Here is a 13,464-nt window from a genome sequence, read left to right as displayed (position 1 = left end):
CCTTTTAGACACATCGAGGTCAATTATGAATATCACGACCTGTCAAACAGCCATTCTGCCTGATCTAGATGTACCCGTAGTGATTGAGTATTTCCAATCTCTCAACGCCGGGGACTCTCAGCAGACTGCCCAACACTTTGCCGCTTACGGCGAACTGCACCCACCCTTCCAAGGGGCAATTGTCGGAGTTGAGGCGATCCAGGCCTATCTGGAAGCGGAAGCCCAGGGCTTAACCTGTTTCCCCGAACAGGCTACGGTGCAAACCGCCGGCGATGGCTGTCAGCTCGTGCAGGTACGGGGTCATGTGAAAACCCCCTATTTCTCGGTCCCTGTCACCTGGACGTTCAACCTAAACGCCCAGGCTCAAATCGAACGGGTTGAGATCCGTCTGTTAGCATCACCCGAGCAACTGCTAGAGCTGCAACAGTTCAGCTAGACCCTCGGCGCATCCCCTAAGCCGCGACGGAGTGGAGAAACATCTGTTCCATCCACTCCCGTCCTAGAGCAACATCCTTGGGAGAACATTGCCAGTCAGGATGAGCGGTCATCAGTAAACTTTCCAGGCTTTCCCGGTCGAACAGATGCCAAACGGGGGCCTCTTGATAGCGGGTGGCGATCGCATAGCAGTTGCTGCTGATGCAATGAATCTCAGGAGCATCAACAATGCGACTTAACTCCAAAGTCTCACCCGGCTCTAAGGCCCGAAACCGCAGCACCGTCTCTTTGAATTCTGCAAAACTCGACGGCGATAGCCCCGGGACTGTCGTACAACAGTTCTGTTCCCCATTAATCCATAGCCAGTAACGGCGGCTGGGATCAATACCCCGTAACCAAGGCTGTTCATCATCGAGGCGATAGCGAGGGGCGAGGGGGAAATGACCGTCTATCATGGGGGGTGATTACTGGTTACGCTACACTAACTAATTTGTCAAGTGATCCCCAAGCTTGTCAATTTAACGTTTAAAATCTTAACAATTAGATTTACTTATGTAACGAACCGGGGACTGTTCCCGGAGGTTTCCTCCTGAGACAGTCCCCGATTTGCCGTCGGATCGGCGGTGTAGGCTTAGCCGCGAATAAAGGTGGTTCCACTGGGCTGATCCACCAGGGTCACGTTCTGACGCTTCAACTCATCGCGAATGCGATCGGCTTCACTGAAGTTTTTCGCCTGACGAGCCGCCTGTCGCTGGCGGATGAACTCATCAATCGCCTCATCGGTCAAGCTATCGGACCCAGAAGACTCTTCGCTGGGGGCTTCTAATCCCAACAGGGCGGCCAACTCCACGAGGGTCGTCCATTGTTGTTTGAGGTGTTGGGGGTCTTGGGCAATCTCTCCCCCATGGGCCAAGATGTTGCCCAGGCGGCGTAACTCCTTGGCCAACTCAAATACCACCGCCAGACCACCGGAGGTATTGAAATCATCATCCATCGCGGTTTTGAATGACTCCTTCACCTCAGCGAGTCCCGGATTTGAGCCGTTCTCAGACCATCCCAACTGGGGGCCGAACTTCTGGCCAAACCGTAAGCCATCCTCAAGGGTAGCCCAGCTATTTTTAGCCGAGGCGATCGCCTCATCGGTAAAGTCCAAGGGTTTGCGGTACTGGGCCTGAAGCACAAACAACCGCAATACCATCGGGTCAATCTGAGTCAGTAACTCGCGAATGGTGGTGAAATTGCCCAAGGACTTCGACATTTTCTCGCCATTGACGCGAACCATGCCGTTATGGGCCCAGTATTTCGCCAGAGGTTGACCATGGGCCCCTTCCGATTGGGCGATTTCATTCTCATGGTGGGGGAAGACCAAATCCCCGCCGCCGCCATGAATATCAATGGTCTCCCCAAGCCGGGACCGAATCATGGCTGAACATTCAATATGCCAACCGGGACGACCTTTACCCCAGGGAGACTCCCAGCCAGGTTCGTTCTCTTGACTGCGTTTCCAGAGGGCAAAATCAAAGGGGTGGCGTTTGCGGCTATCTTCTGTCACCCGTCCACTGGCCCCAGATTGCATATCCTCGGGTTTGCGTCCGGAGAGTTTCCCGTAACTGGGGAAGCGTTCGACACTGTAATAGACATCCCCGTCAGCGGCATAGGCGAGGTCTTTATCAATCAGGGTTTGGATGAGGTCACAAATTTCGGGGATATGGTCGGTGACGCGGGGGTAATCATCGGCATCGGCGACATTCAGTTGGCGGATATCTCGGAAATAGGCCTCAATATACTGTTGGGAAATCTCGGCCATGGAAACGCCCCGTTCTTTGGCCCGATTGAGGATTTTGTCGTCAATATCGGTGAAGTTTTGCAGGTACTGAACGCGATAGCCTCGCCATTGTAGGTAACGACGGACGGTATCCCAAACGATGTAGGAACGGGCGTGGCCGAGGTGGCAGTCGTCATACACCGTGACGCCACAGCAGTACATTTTGACCTCGCCGAGGACTGTGGGTTCAAAGGGTTCTTTGGTCCGGGTTTGGGTGTTGTAAATGCTGAGGGTCATTGTGGGCAAGCCGGTTGTATGAGTAAAGGACTTAATGGTTTCAGTTTAGCGGATTGGGGGGGGAGGAACCATGTAGGGGCAATCCCTTGTGGTCAGCGAGCGATAGCCGAACCGTGGTTGCCCGAGGACACGGAGGAGGAGGGGGATTATGGTGTTAGGCCCAGATGCGATCGAGGAAATCGTAGAAGGGTTGCCAGTTATCGGCCTGGGTGATGGGTTCCCAGATGGCTTCGATTTCAGGGCGGATGGGGATTTGATTGGGGTTGACGGCGGCAAGATGGGATTGAATGTCTTTGAGTTCAGTGGTGGAGTAGGCCTGGAGGAAGCGGTGATAGAGGGCAGTCCAGGGTTGTAAAATCTGGGGGGGGTCGGCTTTGGCGAAGATGGCATCTGGGTTATCTCGCCATTCTGGGGAGAATTGTTGACGCAGTTGGCTGAAGAAATCGTGATACCCCACCTCGTTGTCTCGTAGGAGGTCGACGGTTAGTTTCACGAGTTCCCGGCCGTCAGTTTCATCCAGGTTCAGAAGGCCCAGTCGTCGCAGCATTCCCTGACGATAGTTGGTTTCGTAGCTGCGATCGAACTCCTTGAGAGCCTCACTCATGGCCTCGGGGGTTAAGTCGGGGGTGACTCCTGAGAGAGGCTGTTGCAGCAGTTCTAGATTGAGTTTACAAACTAAGGGTTGATTGCCGTAGCTGTAGCGACCGTAATAGTCGAAGTAGGCGGCGGTGAATTTAGGGTCGTAACTGGGGATGAAGGCGTAGGGGCCGTAGTCGAAGCTTTCCCCGGTGATGGACATGTTGTCGGTGTTTAGGACCGCATGACAGAATCCGGCCACCATCCATTGGGCGGCCAGTTTGGCAGTGCGATCGACCAGTTCTCGGTAAAACTGGAGATAGGCTTGGGGCTGTTGGCGATCGATGTGAGGATAATACACATCCATCACGTGATCGAGGAGGGTTTTGCTGAGGTCTTTGCGTCGCAGGTAATGGAGGCGTTCAAAGGTGCCAAAGCGAATGTGAGACTGACTCAGCCGAACCATGACGCAGGAACGGGTGGGTGAGGGTTCGTCTCCCCGCCAGAGTTGTTCGCCGGTTTCGATGACACTCAGACAGCGGGAGGTGTTGACTCCGAGACGGGCCAAGGTTTCCGAGGCGATGATTTCTCGCACGCCTCCTTTGAGGGTGAGACGGCCGTCTCCGCCTCGGGAGTAGGGGGTGGTGCCGCTGCCTTTGGTGCCAAAATCGTAGAGTTTCCCGTCGGTTCCTCGCACTTGTCCGTAGAGAAAGCCTCGTCCGTCCCCGAGGCGGGGATTATATTCTCCAAATTGGTAGCCGTGGTAACACAGAGCAAGGAATGGGCGGGAACTGCCAAATTTTCCGAAACTTTCGATAAAATGGTCGTCAGAAACTTGTTTTGGGTCAAGTCCCAGCTTGGGAAGCAGGCGATCGCCACGAAAGCGTAGGATATGGGTGGGAAAGTCCGCTGCTTCGACGAGGTCGTAGTAGTCGTCTCCCAAGGATTCTAAGGCGGTTTCGTACTCTAGGCTGAGAAACGGATTACGAGATACAGGGGACTGCGAACTTTCAGGAACGGTCATTCGTTAGGATGTCGTGAAATTAGGTAGGATGGCTGCGGTCGGACACGCAGATTAACCCCTCCATTCTCGCAAACTGTGCTGACTAGATGCAAGCCAACGATTGTGGTGATTTTTAACAGCACTCTGGCCTGGAACTCGACCTAACCCCAGACTGACAGTTTTCATTCCCTTGGAACGGTTTAGTTCTGTTTCTGTCCCCCTGTTTTTTTAGCTCCCTGTGCAGACCATGCTAGATTATCTACCAGAATATTTACCTAATACGTTAGATTTAAATGATTTATTTCAATGGAGTTCGATGGCCGTTGGGGCGGGGTTGACTCTGGCAATTCTTTTTGTTTTACGTCCCATCTTGAATTTCATTAACCGCCCTCAAGAAAATAGCTCGCCGCTAGGAAATCTCTATCGAGTTTTGTTGTACCCTAATTTACAGCTTCTGGGGATTGTTTTAAGTTTAACTACTCTGGAAGTGGCGGCGCTACGATTTGAGGTAGGGACTTGGCTAGAAACTCCTCTGAGTTTAGGGTTGACTGTGGCGATCGCCTGGTTTTTATCTCGGGTTGTTGCCCAACTATTTGATGTTTATTTTTTAGATATAATTCTTAGAAAAGGAAGTAAAATCAATGAATTATTAAATCTTGGTAAACTGGTTTCCAACCTCGTTATTCTCATTACGTCAGTTTTTGTGTTTGCCCAAACACACCAAGTCAATTTATTGGGCTTACTCGCAAGTTTAGGGATTGGCGGTTTGGCAGTTGCTTTTGCAGCACAAAAAACCCTAGAACAGGTCCTAGGAGGAATTGTTCTATATCTGGATAAACCCTTCACCATTGATGATTATGTGGGACTTCCCGATGGAACCTTTGGTCGTGTCGAATCCATTGGCTTACGCTCGACTAAAATTCGCTGTTCTGGGAAAGGAACCTTAATGATTATCCCCAATGGCAATTTAACGCAAATGACCGTAGAGAATTTCACGGGGGGTAAGAAGGTGATGGCAATTTTATACTTAAACTTCAAACAGGATATCCCCGAAGATGAGCGGGCCCTAATTCGCCAAGTCATCATTCGCGGTACGTCTGATATTTTTGGCATTGACTCCCGCAATACGGATGTGGCCTTTAAATCCGTTTGCGAGACAGGAAGCAAGATCAGAACTCAGGCTCAAACGACATTCTTTATTTTAGGCTCGGGCAGTGTCTCCATGGAAATTCGCCGCCAGGTTCTGGATGTGGCGAATCAGAAAATCGCCCAACAGCTTAAAGAGTATGGGGTCGTTTTTGACATTGAGGAACCTACTATCTATGTGGACTCTCCCATCACCATTTAAACGGTTATGTTCGAGACCTTTTCTCGCAAAAAATTGACTGCTAATCCTCTCATTTTTTCTACGTTTTTTAAAAAACAATGACCTTTAGTGATATTTTAGAGCCGATTGAAATTGTCATTTCCTGGTTGGTTGACGCGAATGTTCTGCGGTTAATCATCTTTCTCGGCTTTCTTCTTCTCTCCCTGCTTTTAGGACAATTCACACCGCGACTCGTCCGGGCGCTGATTTATCGCTTTTTTAGTGATTCAGCAGTACATACCTATGACAATCTGGTTGAACCGGTGAAACAACCCCTGCAAGTTGCAGGAAGTTTACTCCTAATTTACTGGTCTTCAGTTTGGCTGCAAACCTATGAGGTATTTTATGCCTTTTTGATTCCGATTTTGGATTTTTCGGTGATTGTTAGTATCGCCTGGCTCGCTTCCAAGGTTTTTCGGCAAATTGTGCGGGTGTATGGGATTGAGCTGTTAAAGAAACTGGGGTTGGAAGTTGATGAGCTATTACTGGTCTTTGAGACCATTGCGAATCTCTTGATTGGCTTATTGGCGGTCTTTGCCTTTGCTCAAACCCGAGAATTTGATTTGTTTGCTCTGTTTGCAGGGTTAGGGATTGGTGGTTTAGCGGTGGCGGCGGCGTCTCAGCGAATTTTGGAGCAGTTCCTCAGTACGGTGGTGTTATATCTCGATCGCCCCTTCACCTCTGGAGACTATATTCGCATCAAAGATGGGGAACTCGGACGGGTGGAGTCCATTGGCTTGCGTTCAACGAAAATCCGCACCTCGGCCAAAAGTACCCTGTTTATCGTCCCCAACTCAATTTTGGTTAATATCGAAGTAGAAAACCTGACACGGGCCAAAAAGGTGATGTCGATGATTTACCTGGATTTTGCCAAGGCCCTCGATGAGCAGGACATGGCCTTAGTGCGAGAGGTGGTGACGGAAAGCACCAATTCGGTGTTTGGGATTGATCCTGGGAGTACCAGTCTCAGCTTTAGTCAAGATGATGAGGGCCAGAGTACTCAGGCCCGGGTGACGTTCTTTATTTTGGGATCGAATGAGAACTCGATTGAATTGCGCAAACGGTTGTTAGAGTTGGCGAATCAGACGATTTCGGGAAAACTCAGTCAGTTTGGGATCACGTTCTCATCTCAGGAACCGACGGTGTATGTGGAATCGCCGATTACCCTCTAGCCTCCTTGTCTCTCTGTCCGCTGTACGGTGTTTATTGTTAAGGGTTTATGTCTGTTTGGGAACTCGATTTTTTTCGTCGTCCTCTGCGTAATGAAGAGGGAGAGGTGTTATGGGAGTTATTGGGGTGCGATCGCCCCTTTGAGTTTCGCTTTCAACGTTGGTGTCCGCAATCCCAAGCGAGTTCGGATTGGCTTGTGCAGCAGTTGCAGAGTCTCGATCGCCCTCTTCCCCAGGTCTTGGCCACGTTCCGGCCCGAATCCCTAAGTTTAATTCAGGAGGCGGCCCGGAAACTGGGAATCACGGCAGTGGCGACGCGACGGACGGACACCCTCAAACGCTGGCTGTTAGATCGGGTGGCGGTGTATCAGGAGTTACCGGGGTATACCTCCGATGCCTATCAACCTCTGGCAGTTCCTCGTCCGGCCCCGGTTCCGGTGGCGAACCACTTATGGGGCGATCGCTGGCGGTTTGCAACGCTCCCGGTGGCGGAGTTAGATAGTTTTGCGGCCCATCCGATGCGGGTGCGATCGCTCCCCCCGGATCTCCATCCCCTTCGCCTTGGCTTAGCCTCAACTCAATCCCTCCCTGGACTGATTATTGACGGGGGACGCAAATCTCTACAGTTGGCGCAATGGCTTGAGAGTATCACGCCTGTGGCGGTCAATTATATTCCTGGGGCCCCAGATGGTCTAATTTTAGAAGCGGGATTAGCCGATCGTTGGGTTCTGGCGACTTTCGATGATGCAGAAGTCCAAGCAGCAGCGCGACTCTACTATCAACGCCAAAAAGACGCGAAAGGACTCCATTTTTTGGTTATCGAGCCGGATGACTCGGGACACACGTATACAGGACTCTGGCTACTACAACCGGCGTAGTGTAAATCGTAAATCGTGAATGGAACACCCATAATCGCAAACACTCAGGTGTTACGTATCCACGATCCAGATATTGCCATCATGGATTCCGTCGAAGACGCGATCGACAAGACTTTGTTCGCGACGACCAAAGTAAGCGCGATTGGTAAGGACATGGGTCAGCAGATGCCGATCCACGGGAGTGATTTGACGAAAGGCGCAGATTCGTTCAACCACGTGTTCTAGGGAATAATCCAGGCTGGGAGAGGTAGAGGACATGGTTGTTAAAGATTGTGTAAACCCTACGTGGAAATTATAACCTCTTATATAAAGATTGTGTAAAGATTGCGCGTGATTATTGACACAAGTGCCGGTGATAATGTAGGGATTTTGATGTGATTGAGATCGTTGACAAAATCAGTTGTTTGTTGGGCAGCTCGGCCTATTCTTAGCAAAAATTGGTCTGAATAGGACACAAAATGGGGGAGAAGAAGGCAGTAGGCAGTAGGCAGTAGGCAGTGGGCAGTAGGGAAGAGAAGGCAACAGGCAATAGGCAGGCTAGCAATTAGGTGGGGAAGTCTTTCCCAACGAGCAAGTCCTAAGTCAATCTTCGATTGCTATCTAAAGTCGGGGCAATGGTCAAACATAAAAAATCCCTAGCTTTGGCTAGGGACTGATGGGGTTAGGGGGTCGGGGATAATGAGCGAGAGGCGATTAAAGCGAGTACACCTGACCATCGAAGAACACGCGGGTGATGCCCTTCGCCTGTAAATGGGAGCCGGTTTTCTGCAACATTTGACTATCCGGAACCTTCATAACCCGTTGATTGCGGTTCGCAAAGCGTCGGGCCACACGATGATTATCAAACACCGGTAGGGTTTTCGAGCCAATCTCCGCCGCTGGGATCTCACCGAGATCGTTAAACTCACGCAGGGGTCGTGAGATGAGTTCTGAGGAGCGATCCACAACCAGGTAGCAGGTTTTGGGGATTGAGGCTTTCGCGAGGGGTTCAATGGTCAACGTGGCCAGGGAGCGATCGTCGGGTTTTGAGGACTTCGAGGGCTTCTCGTTGGAGCTGTCCTCTGTATCCAACTCAACCGGACTCTCCGTCTCACGGGAGGGAGTCTCCTCGGGGCTGCTGGGACTCACCGACTGACGGCGGCGACGGTTGGGGACCTCGTTGGGCAAATCCAGTTGTAACTGTTCCCCCGAATCCACCTCGGCGGACTCAGGAGAGGAATCAGGGGTTGAGGAGGCATCCCGCAAAATGGGTTTGCGCCGCTGGGATTTGCCATGGCCCGCCCCAGAACGATGAGAGCGTTTTTGCTGAACGAGCTGATCATACTCTTGGGCCGAAAAGCTACTTTTGAGCAAGCGGCTGATGGTGGAATTGCTCACCCCATAGCGTTGAGCGAGGGTTGAGGTGGTCTCACCGGGTTGCCGGTATCGCTCTATGATGTCCTGTTTGTCGGCATCGGATAGTTTTTTAGCACTCATTCGAGGGTTATGATCTTGCAGAACTTGAAAAACGGGTTGAAGGGGGGGGATTGGATCAGGATGACGACCCTCGACGACGGCGACTGCGGGAGACCGTTCGGGTTGAGACATCATATTCAAGCAAGGCACCAATGGCAAAAAATACCCCGGTGAAGGTAAAAAACACCTCTAGTAAATCGCCACTTTCATAATTGGGGATGTTTTTATCGGCGTACTTAAACCACATATCGGCAATATATTGAGAGAATGCCGCCGCTGCAATCATGCGCCAAGATTGAGAAAAGCGTCCTCCCCAAAATGCCAGTAACAAGACTGCGGCAATAATCAATAGCAGCACATCAAGCACGACATAAAGCAGGTTCAGAGGGGGACCGAAGGGATCAAGTTGTCGTTCTAGGGTAATCACCCAATCCGGGGCAGGGCGGGCTGTTTCAATCGCCACAGCGCCGTCAGCCATAACATTATTGGTATCGAGGGTAAACTCAAAGGGATACGAGACCCAGGCCGCAAAGGCAATCCCAGCCGCTGCGATCGCCAGAATGACCCCCCATTGCCACAACTCCAAATTGAGCCGACGCGATCGCACCGCCAAAATCATGCCAACGGTCAAACACAAATAGCTCGCCACATAGAACAAATCCCCCGGGGACACAGCGGGGTCAAGTTCCCAGTAGAGTTCCCACCAGCTAAAAAAGAAATTGCCGATAAAGAAGGAAATCATACCGAAGCCTAGACCCAGCCAGACATTACGGCCACTGGCAATTTTGCTACTGAGGCCATTGCGTAAACACAGGCCTCCGGCAAAGGCAAACGCTACCTGTTCCGATAATAACGTGCCGACTCCATACCAAAAGGGGCGGCCCTCACCGGGAATCGTGACACTGAACAGCAAGAAAAATAGCAGGGCTAAGACACCCCACATCACGGAGAGTAAAACTAAGTTGGGGGTTGAGAACCAAGATGTCAACCCATCCTTATTGGTTTTGTCAGAGGTGCTACTCATAAAACATTCAGAGGCTAATAGCGTACTGGCCGTGATCTCGGACGGAAGGACTCAAGCCGCCTGACCACGGTATCACTGAGGCTTCAGGCTGTGGTCCAGAGTTTTCCGAGGGGAGACTGGTTCATCCAATTAATAAACTGAGTGCGATCGCCATCGGGCAGATCTTCGAGGGAATCGACGGCACGTCCGGCAAAGTTAGAATTGCCGAAATAGTCTTTCCCGATACGATACAGTTCTTGAAGTAGGGTATTCAGGTGATGTTCCTGCCAAGGGGGAACTTTACCCCCCTCCAAGGGATCTTGCTGCAAGAGGTCCTCTACTTCGTTGGGGGCGATCGCCTGTGGGAAATTCCATTGTTGGAAGACTTTGGAAATTTCTTTCTCGAAGGCGCTGGCCTGCCGAGTCCCTAGGAGATCTTCGACATCGAAGTAGACGGCTTGCAGAAGCAGCAACGAGGCTTGGGTGAATGCTGTCGATGCCGCAACAGACACCTCGTCCCCGCCTGAATCCCCACTGATTTGTTCTAAACGAACTTTTCCCCAAACACTATAGCGATCGGGTTCTTCGAGGAGAACACAGGCTTTGCCGCGATTATCGGTTAAATCCCGCCAAAACGAGCGCGCTTCTTCGGCTTGGTTGGCGTTGAAGACACTAATCAAGCGGAAGGTTTGCCCTTGATATTTCAGAACCGGAACGGATTGACCGGATTTAGGGTGCTGGACACTGGTAATTTCAACATCCTGCCTTTTTAAAATAAACATGACACTGCCAATTGACTCCGATCGGGGTCGATGGATGGTGTGGGACACGACAGGTGGGGTGTCGTCAGAGTCGCGACACAGCAAACCATCATATCAACGATGGTCTTAGTGAACAGATCTAATGTCCCCACGCAAATTGTAGGGACATCCAAGCTGCCGTTTGACTTCAACTCTATCTCAACTACTGTCGGATGGTTTAGATTTTAGTGTACCCTGTAATCCGCGTTCAACCTAAGCCAATGCCAGGGTTCCCTGTTTTTGCGGCGTCACACTTTTCGATCTTCAGTTGGGTGTGATAGGCTGGGAGGATAGACTGACCAAGGTTTGAAGTCCCCCAAAACTGGGTGCGTAACTCAGGTGGATAGAGTAGCTGCCTTCTAAGCAGCGAGTCGTAGGTTCGAGTCCTACCGCACCCGTTCACTCCAGATTGGTCTGCCCCAGGTCCGGCCGCTGCGGCCCTCCCCCAGCGAGTTTAGCGTAACAGGGGCGAGTGAAGCTGCTCGGCTGCCCGCTGAAGTGGCTCCAGGAGGCTTAAGGGCAGGGCAAAACTATTTAACTCTTTGGCGGTGCGTCCCAGGGCGGGCCCATGATAGTCGGTTCCACCGGTGACGATTAACTGATGCATCTGGCTAAGCTGTTGTAGATGCTCTCGTTGCGATCGCCGATGATAGGGATGATAGACCTCCAGTCCCATCAACCCCATGTCCAAAAGTTCGGGCAGTACCTCATCCACCGACCCCCCCGCAAAGAGATAGGGATGGGCCCAGACGGGAACCGCACCACAGGCCCGTAGCAGGGTAATCCCTTCCTCGGCAGTAAATTGAGCATAGTTGATATAGGCGGGACGGCCCTCTCCCAGAAAGCGATCAAAGGCTTCCTCCCAAGACTGAACATGGCCGGCCGCTAACAGGGCCCGGGCCAAATGGGGACGACTCGGGGCCACCCCTGGGGGAAACTCCGGAAGTTCAATGGGATACCCCAACTGCTGCAATCGCTGCATCATCGCCTCCGCTCGTTGCTTGCGTCCCTCCAGGCGAGTTTGTAGGGGGCCTTTTAGGCGATCGCCGTCGGGATAAAAACCGAGAAGATGCAGGGAGCGTCCCCCATGTACCGTACTCAACTCAACCCCAGGAATTAGAGTCAGACCATAGGCTTGGGCTGCCTCAGCCGCCTCCTGACACCCTGACATCGTATCGTGGTCTGTCAGGGCTAGGGCCTTGACCCCAACTGCTACGGCTCTCTCAACCAGTTGCGTTGGGGTCAGGGTTCCGTCAGAATACTGACTGTGACAATGTAGTTCCAGCATGGTAGTTCCAGCATGACGTAGGGGCAACGCCAAATGTCCGTTGTTGTTTCTCTAGGGTAGCTCGATTCAGACGTGCAACAGTCCTCGCAACCATCCGCTCCGTTTATTATTTCTCCCGACCGTCCTGCGGAGGCGGATCGACGGTCTCAGCCTTTGAAGTTAGGGGTTCTCGCCTCCGGGAGTGGCACCAACTTTGAGGCCTTAGTTCAGGCGATCGCCGATGGCAAGCTTCGGGCTGAAATTCCCGTGCTGATTTACAATAATCCCGGAGCGGCGGTGGCTGCCCGCGCTCAGCGTTGGGGAATTCCGGCGGTCTTACTCAATCACCGCAACTATCACAGTCGGGAAGCCTTTGACTTTGATATCGCCCAAACCCTACGCCAATCGGGGGTGGAATGGGTGATTATGGCGGGCTGGATGCGTCGTGTGACCCAGGTTTTGATTGACCACTTTGGCGATCAGATGCTCAATATCCACCCGAGTCTGTTGCCCAGTTTCCCGGGCTTACATGCCATTGAACAGGCCTTGGAAGCTGGGGTGAAAATTACGGGCTGTACGGTTCATATCGTTCGCCTAAAGGTCGATAGTGGGCCGATTCTCATCCAAGCCGCGGTTCCTATCTTGCCGGATGATACCCCGGAGACCTTGCACCAACGGATTCAGGTGCAAGAACATGAGATTCTGCCCCGGGCCATTGAATTGGCCGCGTTGCGACAGGCCGGCCAGAGTCCGAGCAACTTCCCCCGTTCCTAATTTGATTTACACCCCGTTTCCTGACGATTCGCCACTATGACCTCTTCTGTAACGACTATGCTGGCAAGCTGTGATCTTGCCACGGTGCAACAGCATCTCTTAACCCTTCTAGCTCGCTTGGCCTATCGGGAAGGGGACTTCGTTCTGTCTTCGGGCCAACGCAGTTCTTACTATATCAACGGTAAATTAGTCACCCTCGACCCGGAAGGGGCCCTATGTGTGGGTCGTTTGATGCGATCGCGCCTCCCGGAGGACACGGCGGCGGTGGCGGGCCTAACTCTAGGGGCAGATCCTATCGTTGCGGCGGTGACGGTGGTCTCGGCCTATGAGCAACGGCCACTACCAGGGCTGATTGTGCGGAAGGAGGCCAAGGGCCATGGAACCCGAGCCTATATTGAAGGACCGAGCCTAGAGAAAGGCGCGAAGGTGGTGGTTTTAGAAGATGTAGTGACTACGGGACAATCGGCCATGAAGGCGGTGACTCGCTTACGGAATGCTGGCTATACCGTCGAGCGGGTGGTGTCGTTGGTGGACCGCCAACAGGGGGGAGGCCAGTTCTATCAGGAGCGGGGTCTGGCGTTTGATACCTTATTTACGATCCCCGATATTCAGGCGATCGCTCAGCACACCTCAGACTGATCGGTCTGAGAGGAGTTGGGATTCGCCATTGGCTCCG

The 13,464-nt window shown here is 52.2% G+C and carries 14 protein-coding genes and 1 tRNA gene; 7 read left to right on the top strand and 8 right to left on the bottom strand.

Annotated features, from left to right (window positions below):
• Positions 1-25 precede the first annotated feature (25 nt).
• On the top strand, positions 26-436 hold the full coding sequence (locus L855_RS19145; RefSeq protein ID WP_159790550.1) for a Cif family virulence factor: 411 nt from the start codon (positions 26-28) through the stop codon (positions 434-436).
• Positions 437-452: 16 nt separating this feature from the next.
• Here L855_RS19145 and L855_RS19140 read toward each other — a convergent pair whose 3' ends face one another.
• The 3 genes from L855_RS19140 to L855_RS19130 all read right to left on the bottom strand — a co-directional run bounded on the left by L855_RS19140 (position 453) and on the right by L855_RS19130 (position 4,097).
• Positions 453-890 carry a hypothetical protein gene (locus L855_RS19140; protein WP_246199153.1) on the bottom strand — a complete coding sequence of 146 codons (438 nt, stop codon included), beginning with the start codon at positions 888-890 and terminating at the stop codon, positions 453-455.
• Between the two features lie 176 nt (positions 891-1,066).
• Complete coding sequence (gene cysS, locus L855_RS19135; RefSeq protein WP_159790549.1) at positions 1,067-2,497, bottom strand: cysteine--tRNA ligase; 1,431 nt, start codon at positions 2,495-2,497, stop codon at positions 1,067-1,069.
• 154 nt (positions 2,498-2,651) lie between these two features.
• Positions 2,652-4,097: a protein adenylyltransferase SelO gene (locus L855_RS19130; protein WP_159790548.1), complete on the bottom strand. Its 1,446-nt coding sequence runs from the start codon at positions 4,095-4,097 to the stop codon at positions 2,652-2,654.
• 226 nt (positions 4,098-4,323) lie between these two features.
• Between L855_RS19130 and L855_RS19125 the strand changes: the two genes are divergently transcribed.
• The 3 genes from L855_RS19125 to L855_RS19115 all read left to right on the top strand — a co-directional run bounded on the left by L855_RS19125 (position 4,324) and on the right by L855_RS19115 (position 7,489).
• Complete coding sequence (locus tag L855_RS19125) at positions 4,324-5,424, top strand: mechanosensitive ion channel family protein (RefSeq protein ID WP_192925048.1); 1,101 nt, start codon at positions 4,324-4,326, stop codon at positions 5,422-5,424.
• A 77-nt stretch (positions 5,425-5,501) separates the two neighbouring features.
• Positions 5,502-6,614, top strand: a complete 1,113-nt coding sequence (locus tag L855_RS19120; protein ID WP_159790547.1) for a mechanosensitive ion channel family protein — start codon at positions 5,502-5,504, stop codon at positions 6,612-6,614.
• Between the two features lie 47 nt (positions 6,615-6,661).
• On the top strand, positions 6,662-7,489 hold the full coding sequence (locus tag L855_RS19115) for a Tab2/Atab2 family RNA-binding protein (protein ID WP_159790546.1): 828 nt from the start codon (positions 6,662-6,664) through the stop codon (positions 7,487-7,489).
• Between the two features lie 51 nt (positions 7,490-7,540).
• On the opposite strand, the gene L855_RS19110 is transcribed toward L855_RS19115, so the two are convergent.
• The 4 genes from L855_RS19110 to L855_RS19095 form a co-directional block, all read right to left on the bottom strand.
• The gene (locus L855_RS19110; protein WP_159790545.1) at positions 7,541-7,747 is read right to left on the bottom strand and encodes a hypothetical protein; all 207 of its coding nucleotides are present in this window, start codon (positions 7,745-7,747) and stop codon (positions 7,541-7,543) included.
• A gap of 435 nt (positions 7,748-8,182) precedes the next feature.
• Positions 8,183-8,965 (bottom strand): helix-turn-helix domain-containing protein, encoded by a 783-nt coding sequence (locus tag L855_RS19105; RefSeq protein WP_159790544.1) that lies wholly within the window; start codon positions 8,963-8,965, stop codon positions 8,183-8,185.
• Between the two features lie 55 nt (positions 8,966-9,020).
• Positions 9,021-9,968 carry a hypothetical protein gene (locus L855_RS19100; RefSeq protein WP_159790543.1) on the bottom strand — a complete coding sequence of 316 codons (948 nt, stop codon included), beginning with the start codon at positions 9,966-9,968 and terminating at the stop codon, positions 9,021-9,023.
• Between the two features lie 83 nt (positions 9,969-10,051).
• On the bottom strand, positions 10,052-10,729 hold the full coding sequence (locus L855_RS19095; protein ID WP_159790542.1) for an Npun_F0813 family protein: 678 nt from the start codon (positions 10,727-10,729) through the stop codon (positions 10,052-10,054).
• 342 nt (positions 10,730-11,071) lie between these two features.
• On the opposite strand from L855_RS19095, the gene L855_RS19090 reads away from it, so the two are divergent.
• Positions 11,072-11,145, top strand: a tRNA-Arg gene (locus L855_RS19090).
• A gap of 56 nt (positions 11,146-11,201) precedes the next feature.
• On the opposite strand, the gene L855_RS19085 is transcribed toward L855_RS19090, so the two are convergent.
• Positions 11,202-12,035: a PHP domain-containing protein gene (locus L855_RS19085; RefSeq protein WP_159790541.1), complete on the bottom strand. Its 834-nt coding sequence runs from the start codon at positions 12,033-12,035 to the stop codon at positions 11,202-11,204.
• 72 nt (positions 12,036-12,107) lie between these two features.
• Between L855_RS19085 and purN the strand changes: the two genes are divergently transcribed.
• Both purN and pyrE read left to right on the top strand, forming a co-directional pair.
• Entirely contained in the window at positions 12,108-12,788 is a 681-nt protein-coding gene (gene purN, locus L855_RS19080) for a phosphoribosylglycinamide formyltransferase (protein WP_159790540.1), read from the top strand.
• A 36-nt stretch (positions 12,789-12,824) separates the two neighbouring features.
• On the top strand, positions 12,825-13,427 hold the full coding sequence (gene pyrE / locus L855_RS19075) for an orotate phosphoribosyltransferase (protein ID WP_159790539.1): 603 nt from the start codon (positions 12,825-12,827) through the stop codon (positions 13,425-13,427).
• Positions 13,428-13,464 lie beyond the last annotated feature (37 nt).

The organism is Sodalinema gerasimenkoae IPPAS B-353 (assembly GCF_009846485.1).
Classification (GTDB): domain Bacteria; phylum Cyanobacteriota; class Cyanobacteriia; order Cyanobacteriales; family Geitlerinemataceae; genus Sodalinema; species Sodalinema gerasimenkoae.
Note: the sequence above shows the minus strand (reverse complement) of the source record. Positions and strands in the feature narration are given on the sequence as shown.

Excerpts from the sequence above, each read along its gene's own strand:
- L855_RS19145 (WP_159790550.1), top strand. The coding sequence starts at position 26 with ATGAATATCACGACCTGTCAAACAGCCATTCTGCCTGATCTAGATGTA.
- L855_RS19140 (WP_246199153.1), bottom strand. The coding sequence starts at position 890 with ATGATAGACGGTCATTTCCCCCTCGCCCCTCGCTATCGCCTCGATGAT.
- cysS (WP_159790549.1), bottom strand. The coding sequence starts at position 2,497 with ATGACCCTCAGCATTTACAACACCCAAACCCGGACCAAAGAACCCTTT.
- L855_RS19130 (WP_159790548.1), bottom strand. The coding sequence starts at position 4,097 with ATGACCGTTCCTGAAAGTTCGCAGTCCCCTGTATCTCGTAATCCGTTT.
- L855_RS19125 (WP_192925048.1), top strand. The coding sequence starts at position 4,324 with ATGCTAGATTATCTACCAGAATATTTACCTAATACGTTAGATTTAAAT.
- L855_RS19120 (WP_159790547.1), top strand. The coding sequence starts at position 5,502 with ATGACCTTTAGTGATATTTTAGAGCCGATTGAAATTGTCATTTCCTGG.
- L855_RS19115 (WP_159790546.1), top strand. The coding sequence starts at position 6,662 with ATGTCTGTTTGGGAACTCGATTTTTTTCGTCGTCCTCTGCGTAATGAA.
- L855_RS19110 (WP_159790545.1), bottom strand. The coding sequence starts at position 7,747 with ATGTCCTCTACCTCTCCCAGCCTGGATTATTCCCTAGAACACGTGGTT.
- L855_RS19105 (WP_159790544.1), bottom strand. The coding sequence starts at position 8,965 with ATGAGTGCTAAAAAACTATCCGATGCCGACAAACAGGACATCATAGAG.
- L855_RS19100 (WP_159790543.1), bottom strand. The coding sequence starts at position 9,968 with ATGAGTAGCACCTCTGACAAAACCAATAAGGATGGGTTGACATCTTGG.
- L855_RS19095 (WP_159790542.1), bottom strand. The coding sequence starts at position 10,729 with ATGTTTATTTTAAAAAGGCAGGATGTTGAAATTACCAGTGTCCAGCAC.
- L855_RS19085 (WP_159790541.1), bottom strand. The coding sequence starts at position 12,035 with ATGCTGGAACTACATTGTCACAGTCAGTATTCTGACGGAACCCTGACC.
- pyrE (WP_159790539.1), top strand. The coding sequence starts at position 12,825 with ATGACCTCTTCTGTAACGACTATGCTGGCAAGCTGTGATCTTGCCACG.